At 67.5% G+C, this 23,521-nt stretch carries 20 protein-coding genes; 13 read left to right on the top strand and 7 right to left on the bottom strand.

What is annotated here, in order from left to right; all coding sequences use genetic code 11:
• Positions 1–37: 37 nt before the first annotated feature.
• From coxB to N7I30_RS12600, 5 genes are read left to right on the top strand one after another with little or no spacing between them, the layout of a single operon-like run.
• Positions 38–1,051: a cytochrome c oxidase subunit II gene (coxB, locus tag N7I30_RS12620; RefSeq protein ID WP_498639263.1), complete on the top strand. Its 1,014-nt coding sequence runs from the start codon at positions 38–40 to the stop codon at positions 1,049–1,051.
• Entirely contained in the window at positions 1,048–3,609 is a 2,562-nt protein-coding gene (ctaD, locus tag N7I30_RS12615; protein WP_498639261.1) for a cytochrome c oxidase subunit I, read from the top strand. Before coxB ends, ctaD begins: the two co-directional genes overlap by 4 nt.
• A 9-nt stretch (positions 3,610–3,618) precedes the next feature.
• Positions 3,619–3,996 (top strand): hypothetical protein, encoded by a 378-nt coding sequence (locus tag N7I30_RS12610; protein WP_009211180.1) that lies wholly within the window; start codon positions 3,619–3,621, stop codon positions 3,994–3,996.
• A complete protein-coding gene (locus N7I30_RS12605) occupies positions 3,996–5,288 on the top strand; it encodes a c-type cytochrome (RefSeq protein WP_498639259.1) in 1,293 nt (430 codons plus the stop codon). The genes N7I30_RS12610 and N7I30_RS12605 overlap by 1 nt, the downstream gene beginning before the upstream one ends.
• Positions 5,285–5,704, top strand: a complete 420-nt coding sequence (locus N7I30_RS12600; RefSeq protein WP_498639258.1) for a metallopeptidase family protein — start codon at positions 5,285–5,287, stop codon at positions 5,702–5,704. The genes N7I30_RS12605 and N7I30_RS12600 overlap by 4 nt, the downstream gene beginning before the upstream one ends.
• Here N7I30_RS12600 and N7I30_RS12595 read toward each other — a convergent pair.
• From N7I30_RS12595 to N7I30_RS12585, 3 genes are read right to left on the bottom strand one after another with little or no spacing between them, the layout of a single operon-like run.
• Entirely contained in the window at positions 5,650–5,898 is a 249-nt protein-coding gene (locus tag N7I30_RS12595; RefSeq protein ID WP_187390020.1) for a phage holin family protein, read from the bottom strand. The two genes, N7I30_RS12600 and N7I30_RS12595, sit on opposite strands and share 55 nt — an antisense overlap.
• A gap of 53 nt (positions 5,899–5,951) precedes the next feature.
• The gene (locus tag N7I30_RS12590; protein WP_370195503.1) at positions 5,952–6,158 is read right to left on the bottom strand and encodes a DUF1737 domain-containing protein; all 207 of its coding nucleotides are present in this window, start codon (positions 6,156–6,158) and stop codon (positions 5,952–5,954) included.
• On the bottom strand, positions 6,155–7,039 hold the full coding sequence (locus tag N7I30_RS12585) for an HpcH/HpaI aldolase/citrate lyase family protein (protein WP_498639255.1): 885 nt from the start codon (positions 7,037–7,039) through the stop codon (positions 6,155–6,157). The genes N7I30_RS12590 and N7I30_RS12585 overlap by 4 nt, the downstream gene beginning before the upstream one ends.
• 147 nt (positions 7,040–7,186) lie before the next feature.
• Here N7I30_RS12585 and leuD point away from each other — a divergent pair, with 147 nt between their 5' ends.
• Both leuD and N7I30_RS12575 read left to right on the top strand, forming a co-directional pair.
• Positions 7,187–7,792: a 3-isopropylmalate dehydratase small subunit gene (leuD, locus tag N7I30_RS12580; protein WP_498639253.1), complete on the top strand. Its 606-nt coding sequence runs from the start codon at positions 7,187–7,189 to the stop codon at positions 7,790–7,792.
• Between the two features lie 175 nt (positions 7,793–7,967).
• Positions 7,968–8,582: a hypothetical protein gene (locus N7I30_RS12575; protein WP_228239220.1), complete on the top strand. Its 615-nt coding sequence runs from the start codon at positions 7,968–7,970 to the stop codon at positions 8,580–8,582.
• Between the two features lie 308 nt (positions 8,583–8,890).
• On the opposite strand, the gene leuB is transcribed toward N7I30_RS12575, so the two are convergent.
• Positions 8,891–10,012, bottom strand: coding sequence for a 3-isopropylmalate dehydrogenase (leuB, locus tag N7I30_RS12570; protein WP_230787750.1), 1,122 nt, complete (start codon positions 10,010–10,012; stop codon positions 8,891–8,893).
• Between the two features lie 208 nt (positions 10,013–10,220).
• On the opposite strand from leuB, the gene N7I30_RS12565 reads away from it, so the two are divergent.
• From N7I30_RS12565 to N7I30_RS12550, 4 genes are all read left to right on the top strand, one after another.
• On the top strand, positions 10,221–11,174 hold the full coding sequence (locus N7I30_RS12565; protein ID WP_498639250.1) for a mechanosensitive ion channel domain-containing protein: 954 nt from the start codon (positions 10,221–10,223) through the stop codon (positions 11,172–11,174).
• 249 nt (positions 11,175–11,423) lie between these two features.
• A complete protein-coding gene (locus tag N7I30_RS12560) occupies positions 11,424–12,455 on the top strand; it encodes an aspartate-semialdehyde dehydrogenase (protein WP_024349361.1) in 1,032 nt (343 codons plus the stop codon).
• A gap of 245 nt (positions 12,456–12,700) precedes the next feature.
• Positions 12,701–13,366 carry a YiaD family glycine zipper/OmpA-like lipoprotein gene (locus N7I30_RS12555; RefSeq protein WP_024349360.1) on the top strand — a complete coding sequence of 222 codons (666 nt, stop codon included), beginning with the start codon at positions 12,701–12,703 and terminating at the stop codon, positions 13,364–13,366.
• A gap of 303 nt (positions 13,367–13,669) precedes the next feature.
• Positions 13,670–16,003, top strand: a complete 2,334-nt coding sequence (locus N7I30_RS12550; protein WP_024349359.1) for a putative bifunctional diguanylate cyclase/phosphodiesterase — start codon at positions 13,670–13,672, stop codon at positions 16,001–16,003.
• 31 nt (positions 16,004–16,034) lie between these two features.
• Here the strand turns inward: N7I30_RS12550 and N7I30_RS12545 are convergent, their stop codons facing one another.
• Positions 16,035–17,876 carry an acyl-CoA thioesterase gene (locus tag N7I30_RS12545; protein WP_230787755.1) on the bottom strand — a complete coding sequence of 614 codons (1,842 nt, stop codon included), beginning with the start codon at positions 17,874–17,876 and terminating at the stop codon, positions 16,035–16,037.
• A 228-nt stretch (positions 17,877–18,104) separates the two neighbouring features.
• On the opposite strand from N7I30_RS12545, the gene trhA reads away from it, so the two are divergent.
• Complete coding sequence (trhA, locus tag N7I30_RS12540) at positions 18,105–18,758, top strand: PAQR family membrane homeostasis protein TrhA (RefSeq protein ID WP_230787756.1); 654 nt, start codon at positions 18,105–18,107, stop codon at positions 18,756–18,758.
• Positions 18,759–18,795: 37 nt separating this feature from the next.
• Here trhA and N7I30_RS12535 read toward each other — a convergent pair whose 3' ends face one another.
• A complete protein-coding gene (locus N7I30_RS12535) occupies positions 18,796–21,180 on the bottom strand; it encodes a thiamine pyrophosphate-binding protein (protein ID WP_498639247.1) in 2,385 nt (794 codons plus the stop codon).
• A 166-nt stretch (positions 21,181–21,346) separates the two neighbouring features.
• On the opposite strand from N7I30_RS12535, the gene N7I30_RS12530 reads away from it, so the two are divergent.
• Entirely contained in the window at positions 21,347–21,817 is a 471-nt protein-coding gene (locus tag N7I30_RS12530; RefSeq protein WP_187390028.1) for an Lrp/AsnC family transcriptional regulator, read from the top strand.
• Between the two features lie 24 nt (positions 21,818–21,841).
• On the opposite strand, the gene N7I30_RS12525 is transcribed toward N7I30_RS12530, so the two are convergent.
• Positions 21,842–23,434 carry a gamma-glutamyltransferase family protein gene (locus N7I30_RS12525; RefSeq protein ID WP_498639245.1) on the bottom strand — a complete coding sequence of 531 codons (1,593 nt, stop codon included), beginning with the start codon at positions 23,432–23,434 and terminating at the stop codon, positions 21,842–21,844.
• Positions 23,435–23,521 lie beyond the last annotated feature (87 nt).

The raw sequence follows: 23,521 nt of genomic DNA, 5'->3' as shown, positions 1-23,521 counted from the left end.
GCGGCCGCTCACGACCGGGACCTCCAGCCGTCGCAGATTGCCCGCCGCCTTGCGGCCGGGCCGGGTCGCGCGTCTCGCCGCCCCGGTCGGACTGGCGCTCCTGACCGGCTGCGCCGGACCGCAATCGGTCTTCGAGGGCGCCGGCGCCGAGGCCACCGACGTCGCCTTCCTGTTCTGGGTCATGCTGGTCGGATCGGTCGCCATCTGGCTGTTCGTCATCGGGCTCGGCATCTACGCCACCAAGACCCGGCCCCGTGCCCACAGCGAGCGCACCGGCCTCCGCCTGATCATCTGGGGTGGCGGTGTCTTTCCGGTCGTCGTCCTCGCCGGCCTGCTGATCTGGGGCCTCGCCATGATGCCGGAGCTGCGCCGCCCCGCAAACGGCCCGACCATTGCGGTCTCGGGCGAACGCTTCTGGTGGCGCATCTCCTACGATGTCGAGGGCGAGCCGGGCGCGGTGCGCAGCCTGCCCGACGGCGGCATCGAAAGCGCCAACGAGCTCTGGCTGCCGCTCGGTCGGCGCACGGAGATCCTGCTCGGCAGCCCCGACGTGATCCATTCCTTCTGGGTTCCCGCCATCGCCGGCAAGACCGACGCCATTCCGGGCCGGGTCAACCGGCTGGTGCTCGAGCCGACCCGCGAAGGCGTCTATAACGGCGTCTGCGCCGAATTCTGCGGCGACGCCCATACCCAGATGGGGCTGCGCGTCGTGGTGGTGCCGCAGGCCGAATACGACGCGCGCGTCGCGGCCCTGGCCCAGCCGGCCGCCGTCACCGACGATCCCGGCGCGGCGCTGTTCCTGAAGAATGGCTGCGGCGCCTGCCATACGGTCCGCGGCACCGAGGCCGACGGCCGCGTCGGCCCGGACCTCACCCACATCGCCTCGCGCCAGACCATCGCCGCCGGCCTGCTGCCGACGAATGTCGCCAATATCGCCCGCTTCATCCACTCCACCGATCACGTCAAGCCGGGCGTCGAGATGCCGTCCTTCGGCGTCCTGCCGGACACCGAGATCGACGCGATCGCCCAATGGCTCGGACGCCTCGAATGAGCGAGACACCCTTCGACAACCCGGCGATCACCGGCGCGAGCGATCGCGACCAGGAAGACCCGGCCGTCCGCCGCGAGCAGGAGGACCGGCTGCGCACGGTCTGGGCCGCCCCCAAGGGCTGGCGCTACTGGTCGGCGGTCAACAACACCGAAGTCGGCATCTGGTACACCGCCACGTCCTTCGGCTTCATGCTGTTTGCCGGCGTTCTCGGCCTGATGATCCGCAGCCAGCTCGCGGTGCCCGACAACGACTTTTTGACCGCGTCCTTCTACAACCAGGTCTACACGCTGCACGGCACCGTGATGATGTTCCTGTTCGCGGTGCCGATCTTCGAGGCCGTGGCGATCATCCTGCTGCCGCAGATGCTGGGGGCGCGCGACCTGCCATTCCCGCGCCTGTCGGCCTTCGGCTACTGGTGCTTCCTGATCGGCGGCGTCTTTGTCTGCGGCTCGATCTTCTTCGATTCGGCCCCCGAGGGCGGCTGGTTCATGTATCCGCCGCTGACGACGCAGGAGCGGTTCTCGCCCGGCTACGGCCCGGACATCTGGCTTCTGGGCCTGTCCTTCATCGAGGTCGCCTCGATCGCCGCGGCGGTGGAGCTGATCGTCGGCACGCTCAAGTGCCGGCCGCCCGGCATGCGGCTCAACCTGATGCCGCTCTATGGCTGGTATGTGCTGGTCGTCGCCGGGATGATCCTCTTCGCCTTCCCGCCGCTGATTGCTGGCGACATCCTGTTCGAGCTGGAACGGCTGTTCAACTGGCCGTTCTTCGACCCGACGCGCGGCGGCGACCCGATGCTGTGGCAGCATCTGTTCTGGATCTTCGGCCATCCGGAAGTCTACATCGTCTTCCTGCCGGCGATCGCGCTTCTGGCGATGATCGTGCCGACCTTCGCCCAGCGCCCGATCCTCGGCTATTCCTGGATCGTGCTGGCGGCCGTCGGCACCGGCTTCCTGTCCTTCGGCCTGTGGGTCCACCACATGTACGCGACGGGCTTGCCGTCGATCTCGCTCGGCTTCTTCTCGGCAGCCTCCGAGGCGGTGGCGATCCCCACCGGCGTGCAGATCTTCGTCTTTCTGGCGACGCTCCTGACCGGCCGGGTGATCTATTCGGTGCCGATGCTGTTCGTCTCAGGCTTCCTGGCGATCTTCGTCATCGGCGGGCTGACCGGGGTGATGATCGCGCTGGCGCCCTTCGACTGGCAGGCCCACGACACCTATTTCATCGTCGCTCATCTCCATTACGTGCTGATCGGCGGCATGCTGTTCCCGCTGATGGCCGGCGTCTATTATTACTGGCCGCTGATCGGTGGCCGAAAGCTGTCCGACCGCTTCGGCAAGATCGCCTTCTGGCTGATGTTCGTCGGCTTCAACGTCGCCTTCATGCCGATGCACTGGTCCGGCCTGATGGGCATGCCGCGACGGGTCTGGACCTATCCGGAGGCGCTGGGCCTCGGAATCCCGAACCTGATCTCGACCATCGGCGCCTTCGTCTTCGCTGCCGGCTTCCTGGTGGTCGTGGCCGACGTGCTGCGGCCGCGCGGCAAGGAGCCCTACGCCAAGCGCAATCCCTGGAACGCCGGCACGCTGGAATGGCTCGGCGAGATGCCCGGCGAAGCCTGGGGCGTGCGCTCGATCCCGCTGGTGCGCACCCGCTATCCGATCTGGGACCAGCCGAACTTCATTGACGACGTCGACAAGGGCCGGTTCTATCTGCCCGACGCCGTCGAGATGAAGCGCGAGACTATTGTCACCAGCGTCCTCGACGGCCGACCGATCCAGTGCCTGCGGGTGCCGGGGCCGACCTTCATGACCTTCTGGGCGGCGATCTTCCTCGGCGCGGTCTTCATCCTCGCCACCTTCCATTACTGGTACGCCACCATCGCCGCGATGGTGCTGGCGACGGCGGCGATCATCCTCTGGCTGTGGCGCGGCACCGCCGTCGTCCCGGAGAAGATGGAAAAGGACGTCGGGCGCGGCCTGTCGCTGCCGCTCTATACGTCGGGCCCGCATTCGGTCGGCTGGTGGGCGATGTTCATCACCATGATCGGCGACGGCACCGCCTTTGCCGGGCTCGCCTTCGGCTATTATTTCTTCTTCACCATCCATGCCGACTTCCCACCGCCGGTCTCGGAAGGCCCGGGATTGCTCTGGCCGCTGGTATCGCTGGGGCTGTTCGCGGCAGCCTGGATCGGCGCGCAGGCGGCGCTCGTCGCCAACAGCCGCGCCCATGTCGGCCTGTCGCGGCTCCTGATGGGCGGTGCGGCGGCGATCAGCCTGGCGGCCGCGGCGGCCCTGGTCTGGGCGCCCTACGCCACCAACATGGACCCGACGGTCCATGTCCATCCGGCGATCGTCTGGACCCTGGTCATCTGGACCGCCGCCCATGGCGCAGTCGGCGCGCTGATGCTGGCCTACTGCCTTGCCCGTTCGCTGGCCGGCAGGCTGACGCCGGTCTTCGACATCGATATCCACAATGTCGCGCTCTACTGGCACTTCATGGCCGCAACCGCGTTGGCAACGGTGGTGACGATCTCGCTCTTCCCGCTCTTGGTCTAGGAGGCGAACATGTCGGTCGACAAACGCACCTATGACGATCTGTGGACGCTGATCGCGGCACCGCTGGTCTGGGCGCTGCACTTCCTGTTCAGCTACACGGTGGCAGCCTATGCCTGCGCGCCGCAGAGCTGGCTGTTCAAGGATCTTGCGACGGCGCGGATCGCCATTGGCGTCGTCACGCTCCTGTCGCTGCTGGCCATCGCTTATGGTTTTCGCCGCGCCTGGCGGGACTGGTCGGCCGGGGGCGGCGGCCATCGCCACGATCGCGACACGCCGGAGGATCGCGAGCGGTTTCTGGAATTCTCGACGCTGCTGCTCGCCGCCCTGTCCTTCGTCGGCGTCATCTTCGACGTCCTGCCCGTCATCATGATCGCGGACTGCCGGTAATGCGCAAGCGGATCGATTTCATCCTGACCTGGAAGCGGATCGGCGCCGCCGCGGCCGCCGGCGTCGTCGCCGCCTTCGCCCTTGGCTGGTCCGGCATGGTGCCGATCTCCGCCTCCTCCGGGCATTTTCCGCCCTTCGGCTGGTTCCTGCACTGGGTCATGGGCAACGCCGCCGAGAAGCAGTCGCTGGCGGTCAGCGTTCCCGACGATCTCGACCTGTCCGACCCGGCGCTGGTCAAGCGCGGCGCCGGGCATTTCGCAACCGGCTGCGCCGTCTGCCATGGCAGCCCGACCGAGGCCCAGTCGCCGGTCGTCCTGTCGATGACGCCGCACCCGCCGCGCCTCGAGGGACGTGTGCCGGAATGGTCGGACCACGAGCTGTTCTGGATCGTCCAGCACGGCATCAAATATACCGGCATGCCGGCCTGGCCGACGCAGGCGCGCGCCGACGAGGTCTGGGCGCAGGTGGCCTTCCTGCGCGCCCTGCCCGGCATGTCGCCGGCCGCCTATGACGATCTGGCGCTGGCGAGCGGCGCCGATGGTGGACTCGACGGCGGCAATGGCGCGCAGAACGCCGTCCTGTCCAACGGCGCCGAACTCGCCTTCGAGGACGCGCTGGCCGATTGCGCCCGCTGCCACGGCCGCGACGGCTATGGCCGCGGACCTGCTGGCGCCTTTCCGGTCCTGGCCGGACAGCCGGCCGATTATCTTCTGGCCAGCCTGCAAGCCTATTCCAACGGCGAGCGCGCCAGCGGGTTCATGCAGCCGCCGGCCCGGCGCTACGATGCCGAGATGCTGACGCGTCTCGCCGAGCATTTTGCCGGCGTCGAAGGGCCCGGCAGCCCGGCGGCGACCGGTGGGGTCGGAACCGACGCGGCCGCAATGACGCCACCTGCCGAAACGCCGAAGACCGAGACCGAACGCGCGGTGCCGGAGGAAGCGGCATCGGGCCCGCCGAACACGCGAGAGGGGCTTCTGGCGCTCGGCCGACGGCTTGCCGAAGACGGCCTTCCGGAGCGCAAGCTGCCGGCCTGCGAAAGCTGCCACGGCGCCGATGGCGCCAATCGCGAGCCGGCCCGCAATGCCGTCTATCCGCGGCTGGCCGGCCAGCCCGAATGGTACCTCAAGACCCAGTTGCATCTGTGGAAGGAGGGGGAGCGCGGTGGCACCGCCTATGCTCATGTCATGACGAACATCGCCAAGCACCTCACCGAGGAGCAGATCGAGGCCGCCGCGGCCTGGTACGGCCAGACAGCGCCCGGCGACGGCCGGCATCAGGAGATCCGCCCATGAACGGCGCGATGCCCGCGGATTGGGAAGGGCGGATGGCGCCGGGGCTCGACGTGATCGAGGCCATCGCCATCAAGGCCTATGACGAGTTGCCGGCCGAGTTCCGGGCGCTGTCGGGCGAGATCCGCTTCCTCATCGCCGAGTTTCCCGACGACGATGTCGTCAAGGAGATGGCGCTCGACAGCCCCTTCGACATTCTCGGCCTGTTCGAGGGCCGGGGCATCGGCGATCTTGGCAGCCCGGTTACCGGCGAATTGCCGAACCGCATCCTGCTCTATCGCCGGCCAATCCTCGATTACTGGGCCGAGCACGAGGAGACGCTCGGCAGCCTCGTCTCACATGTCCTGATCCACGAGATCGGCCATCATTTCGGCCTGTCGGACGAGGACATGGAGGCACTGGAGGACTCGGTCGCCTGACGCCGACGCCGCTTGCGCCAGCCCAGAAACGCCAGCACCGCCAGCGTGCCGGTGACGATCGAGACGGTCATCGGCATGGCCAGCGCCAGCAGCGCGAAGACCGTCAGGCAGGCGGCGCCGAACAGGCCGAGGACGGCGCAGCCGATGCCGTAGCCGACGGCCGATTCCAGATGGCGTTTCGTCTTGTCGGGCATGGCCACGCCGCGGCCCGGGCACCGGCCCGAACCGCTTCCTTGCAGAATGTCGGCTATTGCTCGCCGAGTTTCATCGCCGGGTCGTAGTCGCGACCCTCGACGATCTTGGTCACCGCCTGGCCGCAGCGCATCGTGCCCGACGCCGCGTCGAAGGCATAGGTCGGCGCGCCGTGCAGTTCCCAGCCCTTGGAAAGGGCCAGCGAGACCTTGTGACAGAAGCTGGAATCGTCCGGCCCGGAGAGGAAGCGGTAGAGTTTCATGCCGTCGTCCCGCGTTCGGCGATCTTGTCGCGCATCTGTAGAAGTGCCTGCGCCTGGGTCAGATGCAGCCGTTCGACCATGCGGCCGTCGATCTGCAGGACGCCCCTGTCCCGGTTCTCAGGCTCTGCAAAGGCGGCGACGATCCGCTCGGCCCAGACGATCGCCTCCGGATCGGGCGAGAAGGCTGCGTTGGCCGCCGCGATCTGGCTCGGATGGATCAGCGTCTTGCCGTCGAAGCCCATGCGCCGGCCGGCTGCACATTCGGCGGCGAAACCCTCCGCATTGCGGAAATCGGCATAGACGCCGTCGAGAACGGCAAGGTCGTAGGCTTTCGCCGCGACGACGATCTGCATCATCCACGGCATCAGTTCGGCCCGCTCCGGTCCCGGTTCGATGCCCGTCGACAGGGCAATGTCGTTGGGTCCGACGATGAGCGCGCCGAGGCGGTTCCGGCTACCCTCGCGGGCGATCGTGCCGACGTCGAGAATGCCGAGCGGCGTCTCGATCATCGCCCAGAGCTTCAGCCTGTCCGGCGCGTCGGTTTCCGCCAGAGCGACAGCGGCCTCCTGCAGCATCGCAACACTCTCGACCTTGGGCAGCAGGATCGCATCGACCCCGGCGCCGCGCGCCATCAGGAGGTCCTCGGTGCCCCATTGCGTATCGAGCGTGTTGATCCGCACGATCCGCTCGCCCGTGAAGGAGCTGTCCTGCAGATGCGTGCGCAGGCGCTCGCGCGCCGCGTCCTTCTCGTGCGGGGCGGCGGAATCCTCGAGATCGTAGATCAGGCCGTCGGCGTCGAGACCGTCGGATTTCTCCAGCGCGCGGGCATTGGCGCCGGGGACGAAGAGCAGCGAGCGGCGGGGGCGAAAGGACGTGGTCATGGCCGATGTCATGGCCGATTCAGCCGCGCGAGGCAATCGCCGGGACGGCTGCGCGCGACGCCTCGGTTTGCGCCTTGGCGGCGCCATGCTATCTCCCCGGGCGAGGAACATCCGCCGACACCATCGGCGAGCCAAGGGGATGGAGCCATGCAGAAATTCGACCGCCTGACCGGGATCGCGGCGCCACTGCCGATCATCAACATCGACACCGACATGATCATCCCCAAGGACTATTTGAAGACGATCAAGCGCACCGGCCTCGGCGCCGGCCTGTTCGCCGAGTCGCGCTTCAACCGGGACGGCTCGGAGAACCCGGAGTTCGTCCTCAACAAGCCGGCTTACCGCAACGCCGAGATTCTCGTGGCGGGCGACAATTTCGGCTGCGGCTCGTCGCGCGAGCACGCGCCCTGGGCGCTGCTGGACTTCGGCATCCGCTGCGTGATCTCCACGTCCTTCGCCGACATCTTCTACAACAACTGCTTCAAGAACGGCATCCTGCCGATCACCGTGACGCCCGAGCAGCTCGAACTCCTGATGGACGACGCCGAGCGCGGCGCCAATGCCCGCCTGACCATCGATCTGGAAGCCCAGACGATCTCCGGCCCCGACGGCGGCGAGATCACCTTCGAGATCGACCCGTTCCGCAAGCACTGCCTGCTCAACGGTCTCGACGACATCGGCCTGACCATGGAGAAGGCCGAGTCCATCGGCTCCTACGAACAGGATCTGGCCGAGCGCCGTCCCTGGGCCTGAGCCTGTTCCCCTTTCATCGTGGGGGCCTCTCCAGCCAGCGGTCGATAGACGGCGGATCATTCGGCTTGTTGCCGCGCGCCAAGGCCGCGGCAGTTAGGCGGAGCATCGCCGCTGCGACCGCCCTTGGGGCTCGCCCCGTGGGGGTCGCAGCGCAGAACCGGAAGGATCGGTCGGCATGCTCACCTGGATGTCCGAGAACAGCGGCGCGCTCAACGTCGTCCTGAACGCCGCCATGCTCGGCGTCTGGGGTGTCTATCTGCAGATCATGGTGACCAGCTACCGGCGCCAGCGCCGGTCTTCCATCCTGATCACCCGCGGCGCCGGCCACGGCATCCGCTCGCGCTGCCTGATTACAAACATGGGCGCCGAACAGGTCTATGTGACGAGCCTGCTGGCCACGGTCACCGCGGGCGACGAGACGCGCGAATACACGCTCACCGACCTGCGCGACCTGCCGGAAGACCTTGGCGAGGATCCGCACTCCGCCATGCGCCAGGGCAGCCTCGGCACCGGGCGCTACATGGATCTGGGGCATTTCGACGAGCTGCTGAAGGAGATCACCAGCACCGATCCGGAATTCACTCGCAACGCCACCATCGACACCTTCGTGCTGACCGTGGTGGCACTCTACGGCACCGAGCGGATGCCGGTCGGCGCGACGCGCAGTTTCGCCATCAAGAAGGACGAGGACGGCAACCGGCAGATCGTGCCGCATTCGGTGGAAACGCGCCAGATGCGCGGCCGCCGCGACCGCAAGACGCTGCGCAACAAGCTGATGAAGCACATGTAGGCTTCGCCGCCACGGCGCTTTTCAAGGCTCTGAACGAAAAACGGCCGGCCTCTCGCGAGGCCGGCCGTCTTCATGTCGTCGCCGTCTGTTCGACGGGCGGTAAGGTCAGGCCCGGCGCGGTGCCCGGCGGGGCTCTTCGCCGCGGCCGAGGAACTTCTTGGCCACCCAGCCGACGATGACTGCCTTGAGAATGCTCTTGATCATCCTGCGCTCCTGTCGAAGTTATCTTGCGCAAACAACGCAGATGTCCCCGAGCGGTTGCGTCCCGGTCACGCGAGGATGATCGTTCTTGCCGTTGCTGGGCCCGTTCAGGCGGCCTTGGCGAGCGTCTCGCGGAAGCGCGCGGCCACCGCGTCGCCCATCTCTTCGGTGCCGACCTGGCGGCAGCCCTCGCCCATGATGTCGCCGGTGCGCACGCCCGATTCCAGCACGTCCGCGACCGCGCCCTCCAGCGCATCGGCCTCGGCGACCATCTGGAAGGAATAGCGCAGGCACATGGCGAAGGAGGCGATCATCGCCAGCGGGTTGGCGACGCCCTTGCCGGCGATGTCCGGCGCCGAGCCGTGCACCGGCTCGTAGAGCGCCCGGCGCGTGCCGGTCTTCTCGTCGGCCGCACCCAGCGAGGCCGAGGGCAGCATGCCGAGCGAGCCGGTCAGCATCGCCGCGATGTCGGAGAGCATGTCGCCGAACAGATTGTCGGTGACGATGACGTCGAACTGCTTGGGCGCGCGCACCAGCTGCATGCCGCCGGCGTCGGCCAGCATGTGCTCCAGCTCCAGATCGGCATATTCGTCGCGATGGATACGGGTGACGACCTCGTTCCAGTAGAGGCCCGACTTCATGACGTTGCGCTTTTCCATCGACGTCACCTTGCCGCGACGGGTGCGGGCGAGGTCGAAGGCGGCCCGGGCGATGCGCTCGATCTCGTAGGTATCGTAGACCTGCGTGTCGATGGCGCGCTTCTGGCCGTTGCCCAGGTCGATGATCTCCTTGGGCTCGCCGAAATAGACGCCGCCGGTGAGCTCGCGCAGGATCAGGATGTCGAGGCCCTCGATCACCTCGCGCTTCAGCGAGGACGAGCCGGCCAGCGCCGGATAGCAGATCGCCGGGCGCAGATTGGCGAAGAGCTCCATGTCCTTGCGCAGCCGCAGTAGCCCGGCCTCGGGGCGCTTGTCGTAGTCGACGCCATCCCATTTCGGCCCGCCGACGGCCCCGAACAGCACCGCGTCGCTGGCCATGGCAAGCTCCATGGTCGCGTCGGAAATCGGCGCGCCTTCCGCGTCATAGGCGCAGCCGCCGACGAGCGCGGTCTCGGTCTCGAAGCCGGCGCCGACCATCTCGTTCATCAGGGCGGTGAGCTTCTCCACCTGTGCCGTCGTCTCGGGGCCGATCCCGTCGCCGGGCAAAAGCAGGAGCTTGCGGGTCGTCATCTTGGCGTATCCTCCATGGTGCCAGTCATCGTGCCGGCTTTACACCAAAGGACGCCGCTGGACACCCTGCCGATCCGGCGCCCGGTCTTCAGATTGTGGCCGAGCCGGCAGGGGCGCTCCGACAAATGCCGCCAAATGGCCTTGTTCCGTCAAGGCGCCGTTAACCGCGCGGGACCATAAGCGGGCAATACGAAGGAAGCGTCGGCGCATGTCTGGCAGCCGGCCCGCAAGGGCCCGGCCCGGCAACGCCATGGAGAGTTGCGTGCCGTTCTTCATCCCGACCCCGATCGCCGACAATCTGATGTGGAGCCTCGCGATCCTCGTGGCGACATTCGGCCTGCGCTGGGCCGGGGAATGGTTCGCCACCCGCAACACCGATCCGATCGAGGCCCGCCAGCGCCGCTTCACCATCCGCGCCATCACCAACGCCGTCGTTGCCGTGGCGCTGCTCGGCATCTGGCTGAGCGAGATCCAGAACCTCCTGTTCTCGCTGGCCGCCGTCATGGTGGCGCTGGTCGTGGCGACCAAGGAGCTGATCATGTGCATCGCCGGTTCGGTGCTGCGCTTCGGCGGCCATCTCTTCAAGGTCGGCGACCGCATCGACATCAACGGCATCCATGGCGAGGTGATCGACCACGGCCTGTTCTCCACGACGATCATGGAGCTGCCGCCCCATCATCTCGGCCATTCGGGCACCGGCCGCGTGGTGATGCTGCCGAACGCGATCCTCCTGACCGGGCCGGTGCGCGTCGGCGCCCAGCCCCGGCACTTCTTCCCGCACCGCTTCACCCTGACGCTCGAAGGCCCGGTGCCGGTGCGCGAGACCAAGGCGCGGATCGAGGCGGCTGCCGAAGCCGCGCTCGCCGACGATCTCGACCGGGCAACCCGCTTCCACCGGCTGGCGGCCGGCAAGGCCGGCGCCGAGATCGCCGGGCCGGGCTACGAGGTGACGGTCGGCACCTCCGACATCGGCAAGTTGCAGTTCCACGTCATGCTCTATTGCCTCGTCCAGGATGCGGGCGCCCTGCAGCAGGCGATCACGCTGGAGGCGCTCGAGGGCCTCGGCGCCGCCCGCACGGTCAAGCCCGGCGAGCAGCGGACCTGGGACGAGATCGCCCGGCAGCTCAAGGAAGCGGCGCGACCGCGCGAGGCCGCCGCCTGAGCGGCGACAAGGCCCTGCCAGGCAGGGGCCGAAGCGTGGTCGGCGGGCCCGGGACCAGGGCGTGTGGGGTGGGCCGAACCCGGGCCGCACAATTGACAAGCCCCGTGCATCCGCGCATATCGCGCCTCATGTCCGTACGCTGCACCGTCAAACCGTCGACTCTGTGACGCCGCCTGCCCCGCTGGTCTCCCCCGGGGCAGAGACGCGAGCGTGCGAAGAGTGAGCGGGGAGAGCGAAGGATTGCATCCCATGGGTTACAAGGTCGCCGTCGTCGGCGCTACCGGCAATGTCGGGCGCGAAATGCTGGAAATCCTGGCCGAGCGCGGATTTCCCGCCGACGAGGTCGTGGCGCTGGCCTCGCGCCGCAGCCAGGGAACCGAGGTCTCGTTCGGCGACAAGACGCTGAAGATCGTCGCGCTGGACCAGTATGATTTCAACGGCACCGACATCTGCCTGATGTCGGCGGGCGGCGACATCTCCAAGGAATGGTCGCCGAAGATCGCCGCCACCGGCTGCGTCGTCATCGATAATTCCTCGGCCTATCGCTACGATCCGGACGTGCCGCTGGTCGTGCCGGAAGTGAACGCCGATGCGGTCGAAGGCTTCCGCAAGAAGAACATCATCGCCAATCCGAACTGCTCGACCGCGCAGCTGGTCGTAGCGCTGAAGCCGCTGCACGACGTCGCGACGATCAAGCGGATCGTGGTGTCGACCTACCAGTCGGTCTCCGGCGCCGGCAAGGAAGGCATGGACGAGCTGTTCAAGCAGAGCCGCGCGGTCTTCGTCGCCGACGAGATCGAGCGCAAGAAGTTCACCAAGCGCATCGCCTTCAACGTCATCCCCCATATCGACGTCTTCATGGAAGACGGTTCCACCAAGGAAGAGTGGAAGGTGATGGCCGAGACCAAGAAGATGCTCGACCCGAAGATCAAGGTCACCTGCACCGCCGTGCGCGTGCCGGTCTTCATCGGCCATGCCGAAGCGGTGAACATCGAGTTCGAGAAGCCAATCACCGCCGACGAGGCGCGCGATATCCTGCGCGAGGCACCGGGTTGCCTCGTCATCGACAAGCATGAGGACGGTGGCTACATCACCCCCTACGAGTCGGCCGGCGAGGACGCGACCTACATCTCGCGCATCCGCGAGGACCAGACCCTCGACAACGGCCTGAACATCTGGGTCGTCGCCGACAATCTGCGCAAGGGCGCGGCCCTGAACACGGTTCAGATCGCCGAATTGCTGGTCAATCGCGGTCTCCTGAAGCAGCGCGACGCCGCCTGAGGCACTGTTCCGCGATCGCCCGGTCCGCCGGGCGATCGCTGACGCGCGGCCTTCGTGCCGCGCCCGTTTCGCTCCCCCTTCTTTCCGGTCTGCGTCCGGCTCCGGCGTCTGTGCCGGCAACGCCGCCGCATCTGTGGCCGTGCCGCAACGTTCCAGCCACATTCCAGACATCTGTGCTGTCTAACGGCCATCGGACCGGGACATTTCGTGCGGGCTTCGCCCCGCCTCACACATCTGGACTTTCGCTGATGAAGAAGCTCGCTTTCGTTCTCGCCCTTACCGTGGCCTTCGCCGGCTGCACGACCGACCCCTATACCGGCGAGCAGAAGCTCTCCAACACCGTGGGCGGTGCCGGCATCGGCGCCGGCGTCGGCGCCCTCGGCGGCTATCTGGTCGGCCGCGCCGCCGGCGTGGATTCCGGCCGCGCCGCACTGATCGGCGCCGGCATCGGCACGCTCGGCGGCGGCGCCGTCGGCGCCTATATGGACAACCAGGAAGCCAAGCTGCGCGACCAGCTGCGCGGCACCGGCGTGTCGGTCACCCGCGTCGGCGACCGCATCATCCTGAACATGCCGTCCAACATCACCTTCCCGACCGACCAGTCGTCGATCCTGCCGGCCTTCTACCCGACCCTGAACTCGGTCGCGCTGGTCCTGAAGGAATACGACAAGTCGATCGTCAACGTGTACGGCCACACCGACAGCCAGGGCTCCGACGGCTACAATTTCACCCTGTCGCAGCAGCGCGCCTCCTCGGTCAGCCAGCTTCTGGCGTCCCAGGGCGTCGATCCGCGCCGCCTGAACACCCAGGGCTTCGGCGAGAGCCAGCCGGTCGCCTCCAACGACACCGAGTCCGGCCGCGCCCAGAACCGCCGCGTCGAGATCGCGATCTCGCCGCTCACCGCGGGCTGAACGCGGCGCGCCCATCCGGCGCGACCATCGTCGACGAACCTACAGGGCCGTCCGGGATATCCCGGGCGGCCTTTTCCGTCTCTTTAGCGCCTGCGATGGACCGATTGCAGGCCGCCCGGAATTGTCGCGAACATGGCGTACAAAGCGTTGCGGGAGATCAATCTCCGGTCGCCTTAACCCCATGCAGCATCAGGCTTTCTCGCTCCGGTTGCGGGCGCTGTTCAGCATAAATTAAGAGCCGCCCCCTAACACTTCGCCGGTGTGCCTGAAACCAGCCCGCTGCGGGCGGTAGGATGGATCGATTTGTTCAGGGCCCTGGCCTCCTATCTGATCGACATGGATCGCAAGCCCCGCCGGCTGGAGCTGCAACTTCAGGAGCGGGTCCGCGTCGAGCAGCTGGACTTTGCCCTCCGCCTCGCACCCTTTACCGTCATCACCAGCATCAGCGTCGTCCAGGTCGTCTCCTACCTGTTCTGGCGGTCCGAACTGGCCGGCTATCTCGTGCTCCTGCAATGCCTTGCGATCCCCGCAACGGTGATCGCGCTGGAGCGCTGCTGGCGCTGGCGCAGTTCGGCCAAGCCGCAGCGGGTCGACAGCAGCTATGTCGAATGGTTCGCTCGGCTGGCGCTGTTCGCCGGCACGCTTCTGGGATCCATTCCGCTGGTGCTGTTCGCGCAGGCCGGCGCCGACGGGCGGCTGCTGATCGCATCGACCTGCGCCGGGCTGATCGCCACCGGTATCGGCCTCGCCGTTGTGCCGCGTGCGGCGATCAGCTTCACCGGTCCGATCGTGGCGGGGAGCTTCGTGGCGCTGGCGACCACCGGCGAAGCCTTCTACATTTTCGTGGCCGTGCTCCTGGCCATCTATTCGGGCTTCATCTTCGCCACGATCGTGCATCTCAGCCGGCTCGTGACCATGCGGGCCGCCTCGCAGGTCGAGCTGGAACGCCAGCAGGAACTGACCAATCTCCTCCTCAACGACTTCGAGGAGAATGCCAGCGACTGGCTGTGGGAGACCGACGGCGATCTGCGGCTGCGCCATGTCTCGGCCCGCTTCGGCGAGGTCGCCAATACCCGCATCGAGGATCTGCAGGACCGCCCGCTCGGCGAATTGCTGCCGCCGCCGGTCCGCACCGGCGAGGCCCATGCGGCGGCCATGCTGTGGTCGTCGATCGGCGCGCGCCTGCCCTTCCACAAGATCGTCCTGCCGGTGGATGTCTCGGGCAGCGACCGCTGGTGGGCGCTGAGCGGCAAGCCGATCATCGACACCGCCGGCCGGTTCTCGGGCTATCGCGGCGTCGGCTCCGACGTGACGCAGAAGAAGACCACCGACGACCGCCTCGCCTATCTGGCCAGCCACGATGCCCTGACGGAGCTGCCCAACCGCTCGCTCTTCCAGGAAAAGCTCGCCGAGGCGCGCAACGGCGATCCGGACCAGGTCCGCTTCGCCGTGCTGCGGCTCGATCTCGATGCGTTCAAGAGCGTCAACGACACCTTCGGCCACGGCATCGGCGACGCACTGCTGCGCAATGTCGCCGGGCGTCTCCTCAGCTTCGCCGACCCGGCCCGAACCATCGCGCGGCTGGCCGGCGACGAATTCGCCATCGTCGCCAACGGCCACGACCGCGAGGCGGCGGCCGAGCTTGCCGGCCACCTGGTGGACCGGATCAGCGCGCCCTACCGGATCGGCGACCTGAGGATTTCCGTCGGCGTGAGCATTGGCATCGCCACGGCTCCGGAGAACGGCTCGGAAGAGGTGATGCGCCGCGCCGACGTCGCGCTCTACCGGATGAAGCAGGAGGGCGGGCGCAGCTTCCGCTTCTACGAAGCGCAGATGGACGAGCAGATCGAGGAGTGCCGCGCCCTGACCGGCGAGCTGCGCGGCGCCCTGGAGCGGCGCGAATTCATCCTCCACTTCCAGCCGCTGGTCTCGGCGCGGGCCGCGACCATCGAGGGCTTCGAGGTGCTCCTGCGCTGGCAGCACCCGACCCGCGGACTGGTGCCGCCGGACGAGTTCATCCCGCTGGCCGAGCAAAGCGGTGCGATCATCCCGCTGGGCCAATGGGTGATCCGCGAAGCCTGCCGCATCGCAGCCGCCTGGCCGTCGAAGCTGACGGTCGCCGTCAACCTGTCGCCCATCCAGTTCCGCCACAGCGATGTCGTCGCCATCGTCCGCGACGCGCTGCAGGAGAGCGGGCTCGCCGCCGAGCGGCTGGAGCTGGAGATCACCGAATCGGTGTTCCTGGAGGCCACGCAGGAAATCCTCGACATCCTGCGGACCCTGCGCGGCATGGGCGTCAGCCTGTCGCTCGACGATTTCGGCACCGGCTATTCGAGCCTCAGCTATCTGCGCCGCGCGCCCTTCACCAAGATCAAGATCGACCGCAATTTCGTCCGTGACCTGCCCGACGCCAAGACCGACGTCGCCATCGTCCGGGCGGTCGTGCAACTGGGCACCAGCCTCGGCATGACGGTGACGGCCGAAGGGGTCGAGACCCTCGCCCAGCAGACCTGCCTCGCCGAACAGGGCTGCCACCAGTTCCAGGGCTATCTCTACAGCCGCCCGGTCCCGGCCGAAGAGGCCGAGGCCCTGATCCGCAAGCCGCGGCTGAACCTGGTAAACCCGCACGCGGCCTGAGCGCTGCGCGCCTGCGCCTCTCGGTCGCCGTTCAGATGCTGTTCTGGGCCGCCCGCGTCGGCAGGCCGGCGACATCCGGCGTCTCGCCCAGATGCGGCGATTCCTTCGGCCAATAGGGCAGGAAGCCGCTGATGATGTCGCGCGGAATGTCCAGCGGCCGGTATTGCTCGGTATCGACGAACATCAGGGACTGCTCGCCGCGTCCGAGCAGACCCTGGCTTTCGCTGTGGATCTCGTGGGCGAGAGTGACGAACTTGCGGTTGTGGCGCGCGATCTTGATGCGCACCGTCACCGGATCGAACTCGCTCGCCTCGCGGCGGAAGTCGTGGTTGAACGACTTGGTCAGCACGTAATAGCTCGTCGTCTTCAGGTCGAAATCCGGCATGCAGATGTTGAAGAACAGCTCGCGCGCCTTGCCGACCCAGCGCACGTAATTGGCGAAATAGACGTTGCCGACCGAATTGGTGTCGTCATAGGTCGGCATCAGCTTCATCACGAAGGTCTGGCCGTCGAAGCCGTGGGACAGGCTCGTATTCGTCGACGGGCTCGGCACGTTCTCGTTGCGCGGGACCAGCTCGACCCGCGTCGGGATCGGTCCGGAGGGCATCGGCGCAAGCCCGGTGGCCACTTCCGGCGGCGCGCCGAAGAGCAATTGCCCGAGCATCGGGAAGGCGCCGATCAGCGCCAGCAGCGGCGCCCCGGCAACGAAGGCCGGGATCGGCGCCACATGGCCGATCAGGAAGATCAGCATGGCGGCCAGCCCGATCAGATAGCACAGCACCGGATCGTAACGCCGTGTCGCGCCCAGCACCTCGCCGACGAGGCAGGCCGCGCCACCCACCAGCAGCGTCGCGAAGGGCAGCATCAGGGCGATCTGGGAGAGCTGCGCCGACAAGGCGAGACCGGCGACGCCGGCGGCCGCCGCCAGAAGCCACAGGGGCGACGACACCAGCCCGGCTGGAACGAAGGCGAGCAGCGGGCTGAGGCTGCGCTCCGTCAGCGCTCCCAGATGCCAGCGCGTTGCCACGTAGAAGCTGTCGATGGTGGTCAGCGCGGCGACCACCGACCAGACCAGATAGGCGAGGATCGCGAGTCCCGAGCCGCTGCCGGCCAGCGCCAGTGCCACGGCGGGCTGCGCCTGGGCGACGCCATCGGCCGAGGTGAAGGTGATCAGCCCCGCGGCCCCGGCGAGAACCGCGTTGAGGCACAACAGGCCGAGGAACAGGAGCGAACCCGCACCATAGGCGACGCGCACCGAGCCGCCCTCGCGGTGGATTTCCAGAACCCGCTGCCATTGCTGCACATCCATCCACGGCCCCAGCAGGAAGCCGACGAGGGTCGGGATGACGAGGCCGTAGAAGGTGGCATCGAGCGAGGCCAGCGGCACATTGGGCAGGTTGGCGTTCACCGGCAGGCCGGTCAGGGCAACGCCGGCCGCGGTCATGCCGACCAGGAGCATCGCCACATGCAGGAGCTTCAGCCGAATGAGCGGCAGGGCGTGGCCGATGGCGCAGCCCATCAGGACAAGCAGCCCCACCATGATCGCCGCATCGCCGCCAAAGAGCGGCTGCCACACATAGGCGACGAAGCCGAAGATGGTCAGCGCAACCGCACCAAGCTGGCACAGGAGGAAGATGCCGCCATAGGCGCTCTGAACCTGCCGGAAGATGGCGGCGGGGTCCCGGTTCGGCGCGCCGAGCACCCAGCCGAACAGGAACAGTCCGGTGATGTTGGCGGTGGCGAAGGCGGCGAAGGCCAGCCAGCCATGGGTCAGGGTGACGTGGATCGCATAGAAGAAGCCGAGGCCCCACAGCCAGGACATCGCGATGGTCGGTGCCCAGAGAACGGATCTGAGAATCGAAAACTGGGTCATTGCGCACCATGTTCCTGAGAATCGCGGCTGGCGCGACGGCGCCCGAATGTTAACCTTCGATTAACAAAACCCACACTGCAATCAAAGACTACGGACACAAGCCCACGAGGGGCGACGGCGCTACGGCATGTCGCATCCCCAAGCGAAGACGACGCCGTCACAGTCGGCGAAACGACAGATCCATGGCATTTTGTCGCGGGATCGCAGGAAGAAGGATCGTGGAGCCGAATGCCAGACGCACATCCCGGCGCCGTCCGCTGGAGCTATTCCGTCAGCGAGCTGCGCGCCGACGCGGCCGTTCACGCCGTCGGCGTCCTCGCGGCGCTGAGCGGCAGCCTCGCCTTCCTGATCGCCATGATCGGCGAGGTGTCGGCGGGAGTCTTTGCGGCGGTGACGATCTATCTCGCCACGCTGCTGTTCTCGATCGGCATTTCGGCCGCCTACAATGTCTGGCCGGTGTCGCGGATCAAGTGGATGCTGCGCCGGCTCGACCATTCGGCGATCTACCTGCTGATCGCCGGCACCTACACGCCTTTCCTCGTGCGCAGCCAGACCTGGTGGCTGCTGACCGGCGTGTGGAGCATCGCGGCGGTGGGCATCACGCTGAAGATCGCCCGGCCGGGACAGTTCGACCGGCTGTCGATCCTTCTCTACCTCGCCATGGGCTGGAGCGGGATTGTTGCCTACGACCATCTGTCGACGCAGCTGCCGCCGCAGGTGCTCTGGCTGATCGTCGCCGGCGGGCTGGTCTATTCGATCGGCGTCATCTTCCATCTGATGGAACGGCTGCGGTTCCAGAACGCCATCTGGCACGCCTTCGTCGTGGCCGCTGCGGCGATCCATTTCGTCGCCGTCTGGGATTCCACCCTGATCACCGTCTAGCCGGTCCCGGTCCGCACAGCCGTCCCGTTCGCGCCTGCTAGTGCCCCGCCACGGCCGCGATCTCGGCGGGCAGTTGCAGGGCGCCGTTGGCCGCCGCGACGATCGCCTCGGCATCGAGCCCGAAATGGCGATAGAGATCGCCGATCGTCCCGGTCTGGCCGAAGCGTTCGACGCCGAGGGGGATCGTGCGGTGGCCACCGACGCCCCCGAGCCAGGACAGGGTGGTCGGATGGCCGTCGATGACGGTCACGATCCGGCAATGCGGCGGCAGGCGTGCGAACAGCCGCTCGGCATGGCTCGTCGCCCGACGATCTCCCTGCCGGCGGGCCCGCTGCGCGGCGCTCCAGCCGGCATGTAGCCGGTCGGCCGAGGTGACCGCCAGGACGCCGATGTCGCGATGGCGCTGGCCGAGCCTGCCGGCGGCGGCGATGGCCTCGTTCGCGACGGCGCCCTGATAGGCGATGACCAGTTCGCAGTTCGGCCCCGGCTCGCGCATCCAGTAGGCGCCGTCGACGACGCCCTGTTCGAAATCGGCGCTGGAGCGGCGGCCCGGCTGTTCCAGCGGGTTGGTCGTCAGCCGCAGATAGACCGAACCGCCGGCCGCATCGCCGAGGCTCGTGCGGGGGTCGGGCGTCGGCTCCCCGTCCCGCTGCATATGCGCGAAGCCCCAGCCCATGATGATCGCCAGTTCGTCGACGAAACCAGGCTCGAAGGCGGCGAGACCATCCTGGGTCATGCCGATCAGCGGCGAACCGATCGACTGGTGGGCGCCGCCCTCGGGCGCCAGGGTCACGCCGGAGGGCGTGCCGACCACCATGAAGCGGGCATCCTGGTAGCAGGCGTAGTTCAGGGCATCGAGGCCGCGCGCCACGAAGGGATCGTAGACGGTGCCGATCGGCAGCAGGCGCCGGCCGTTCAGCGAATGGGACAGCCCCGCCGCACCGAGCAGCAGGAAGAGGTTCATCTCGGCAATGCCGAGCTCGATATGCTGGCCTTCCGGCGTGAACTCCCATTTCGCCGTGGACGGAATTTTCTCGGAGATGAAGGTGTCGGTCTGGGCCTTGCGGGCGAACAGCTTGCGCCGGTTCACCCAGGGGCCGAGGCTGGTCGTGCCGGTCACGTCCGGCGACATGGTGACGATGCGCGCGGCAAGCTCGGTGTCGGTCCTGGAGATGTCGTCGAGGATGCGGCCGAAGCCGGCCTGGGTGGACATCTCGCGCTCAGCCCGCGTGGCGATCGCCGGAACGGGAATCGGCCGGTCAGAATGCCGGCGCGTGCCCTCGGCGAAGAACGGCACTTTGGTGAGAAAGGCACGCAGGGCGTCAGGGTCCTCGACGGTGGCGTAGGGGTCCCATTCGGCGCCCTCCGCGACACCCATATGGGCCTGCCACTCGGCCATCTGCGCCTTGTTCATCAGGCCGCCGTGATTGTCCTTGTGGCCGGCGATCGGCGTGCCCCAGCCCTTGATCGTATAGGCGAGGAAGCAGACCGGCCGGTCGTGGTCGACGGCGCGAAAGGTCTCGGCCATGGTGTGCACGCAATTGCCGCCGAGATTTTCCATCAGCTCGGCCAGTTCGTCGTCGCTGCGCCGGTCGATCAGCGCGGTGACGTCGCCCTGGTCGCCGAGCGCGTCCATCAGCCGGGCCCGCCAGACGGCGCCGCCCATGAAGGTCAGCGCCGCATAGAGCTGGTTCGGGCAGGCGTCGATCCACGCCTTCAGCGTCTGGCCGCCGGGTTCCTCGAAGGCGGCGCGCTGCAGGCGGCCATACTTGATCCGCACCACGTCCCAGCCGAAGGCGTCGAAGATCTTCTCGACCCGCTGGAACAGCCCCTCGCGCACGATGCCGTCGAGGGACTGGCGGTTGTAGTCGATGACCCACCAGGTGTTGCGCAGGTCGTTCTTCCAGCCCTCCTGCAGGCATTCATAGACATTGCCCTCGTCGAGCTCGGCGTCGCCGACCAGGGCGATCATCCGACCGAGGGGGATGTCGGCGCCCCAGGATTTGGCCTGGACATAGTCCTGGACGAGCGAGGCGAAGGAGGTGATGGCGACGCCAAGGCCGACCGAACCGGTGGAGAAGTCGACGTCGTCGACATCCTTGGTCCGCGACGGATAGGACTGGACGCCGCGATAGCCGCGGAAATTCTCCATCCGCTCGCGGGTCTGGTGGCCCATCAGATACTGCATCGCGTGGAAGACCGGCGAGGCATGGGGCTTGACCGCCACCCGGTCCTGCGGCCGCAGGGCCGAGAAATAAAGCGCCGTGATGATCGAGACGAGCGAGGCCGAGGAGGCCTGGTGGCCGCCGACCTTGATGCCGTCGACCTTCGGCCGGACATGGTTGGCGTGGTGGATCATCCAGTGCGACAGCCACAAGAGGCGCTGCTCGATGGTTTTCAGATGGTCCATTTCGCTCGACATCGGCAGCTCTCCCGGCAGTCTTCTCCCTCCCGGCGGGGCGCAGCGGCGCGGGCCGCGACTGCCGGAGACCCTTTGGACGCTATCACCGGGCGCGAAGCGCTTTCTTGCGAAGAGCAGCGCATGAGGGTAGCGATCCAGCAGCTTTCCACTTCTCGAGAGGCTGATCGTGGTGAATACCCCCAAGATCGACGAAATCGACCTGCGCATCCTGCGCGCCTTGCGAGCAGACGGGCGGATGTCGGCCGCCGATCTCAGCCAGCGGGTCGGCCTCAGCGCGACACCGGTCATCCGCCGGCTGCGCCAGCTCGAGGAGAGCGGGGTGATCACCGGCTATGCGGCGCTGATCGACGAGGTGGCGCTGGGCTTCGCCCTGTCGATCTTCGTCTCGGTCAAGCTCGACCGCCAGGTGGACGTGGCCCTGCGCAGTTTCGAGGCCGCAATCCTGCGCTTTCCCGAGGTCGTCGATTGCTGGTTGATGACCGGCAATCGCGATTATCTGCTGCGCATCGCCGTGACCGGGCTGAAGGAGTTCGAGACGCTGATGATCGAGCGTCTCGTCAAGATCGACGGCGTTGCGTCGATCGAATCCTCGATCCCGCTGCGGCGCATCAAGTCGGGCATCTCGCGCACGCCCTGACACGCCGGCTTTCGGGCAATGCCGTCAGAATCCGACGGCCTGCCCGTCCTTGCGCGGATCGGAGCCGGCGACATAGCCGCCCTCGACCCGGTGGACGAGCTGCGCCCCGCCGAAGCCATAGGAGGTGTCGGGCATCTCGCGGCTGATGCGGTGGCCCATCGCCTCGAGCTGCGCGATCACGCCGTCGCCGGCCGCCGCCTCCACCGCGACGTCCAGTCCCTCGACGATGCGCCAGCGCGGCGCGTCGACGGCGGTCTGCGGATCCTGGCCCCAGAGCTGGGTCCGCAGCACCATCTGCACATGGCCCTGCGCCTGGATCGGACCGCCCATGACGCCGAAGCTCATCAACGGCTGGCCGTCCTTCATCAGGAAGCCGGGAATAATAGTGTGGAAGGGCCGCTTGCCGCCGGCAACCTCGTTGGGATGGCCCTTTTCCAGCGAGAAGCCGGCGCCGCGATTCTGCAGGCTGATGCCGGTGCCCGGCACGACGACGCCCGAGCCGAAGCCGGCGTAGTTCGACTGGATGAAGGAGATCATCATGCCGTCGGCATCGGCGGCCGACAGATACACCGTGCCCCCCTGCTTCGGCGCGCCGGCCTTGAAGTCCTGCGCCTTCTGCGGATCGACCAGCCGGGCGCGGCTTTCCAGATAGGCCGGATCGAGCAGATGCGTCTCCTCGACCTCGCGCATGTGCTCGCGGTCGGCGACGAAGGCCCACATGTCGCGGAAGGCGAGCTTCATCGCCTCGATCTGCAGATGCAGCGCCTCGGCACTGTCCGGCGCGTAGCGTTCGAGGCCGAGATGCTTGAGGATGCCGAGCGCCATCAGCGCCGCGATGCCCTGCCCGTTCGGCGGGATCTCGTGCAGATCGACCCCGCCGTAATCCTGGCTGATGGTGCCGCACCATTCGTTCTCATGGGTGGCAAGGTCCGCCTCGGTCATGGCGCCGCCGGTCTCGCTGGCGAAGGCGGCGATGCGTTCGGCCAGTTCGCCGCGATAGAAGGCCTCGCCCCGGGTCTCGGCGATCAGGCGCAGCGAGCGGGCGAGATCGGCACTGCGATAGAGCGTGCCGGCGGCGGGCGTCGTGCCACCCGGCATGAAATGCTCGGCAAAACCGGGCTGCGCCGAGAGGATGTCGGCGCCCCGCGCCCACAATTCGGCGATGATCGGCGACACTAGGAAGCCGTCCTCGGCATAGGCGATGGCGGGCGCCAAGAGTTCGGCGAAGGGCAGCTTGCCGAAGCGCTCCGACAGGTCGCGCCAGGCGGAGACGGCGCCGGGCACGGTCGCACTGTCCCAGCCGCGCTGGGGCATGGCGGCCTTGCCGGCAAAGCGCTCCGGGCTCCAGGCCATCGGCGCACGGCCCGAGGCGTTGAGGCCATGCAGCTCGCTGCCGTCCCAGACGATGGCGAAGGCGTCGCTGCCAAGGCCGTTGCCGGTGGGCTCGACCAGCACCAGCACGGCCGCCGCCGCGATCGCCGCGTCGACGGCATTGCCGCCCTTGGCGATCATCGACAGGCCGGCCTGCGAGGCCAGCGGCTGCGAGGTGGAGACGATGTTGCGGGCAAAGACGGGCGAGCGACGGGACGCGTAAAGCGTGTCGTGACGAAAGCGCATGCGGGACTGTTCCTCCTGAGAACCGGCGAGCCGGACCCCCTCCCGAGTCCTGCGCGGCGAGAATGCGCCGCGTCCGGCACCGATGGC

Source organism: Aurantimonas litoralis, from assembly GCF_026153195.1.
Lineage (GTDB): Bacteria > Pseudomonadota > Alphaproteobacteria > Rhizobiales > Rhizobiaceae > Aurantimonas > Aurantimonas coralicida.
This window is presented reverse-complemented; position numbering and strand designations above follow the sequence as displayed.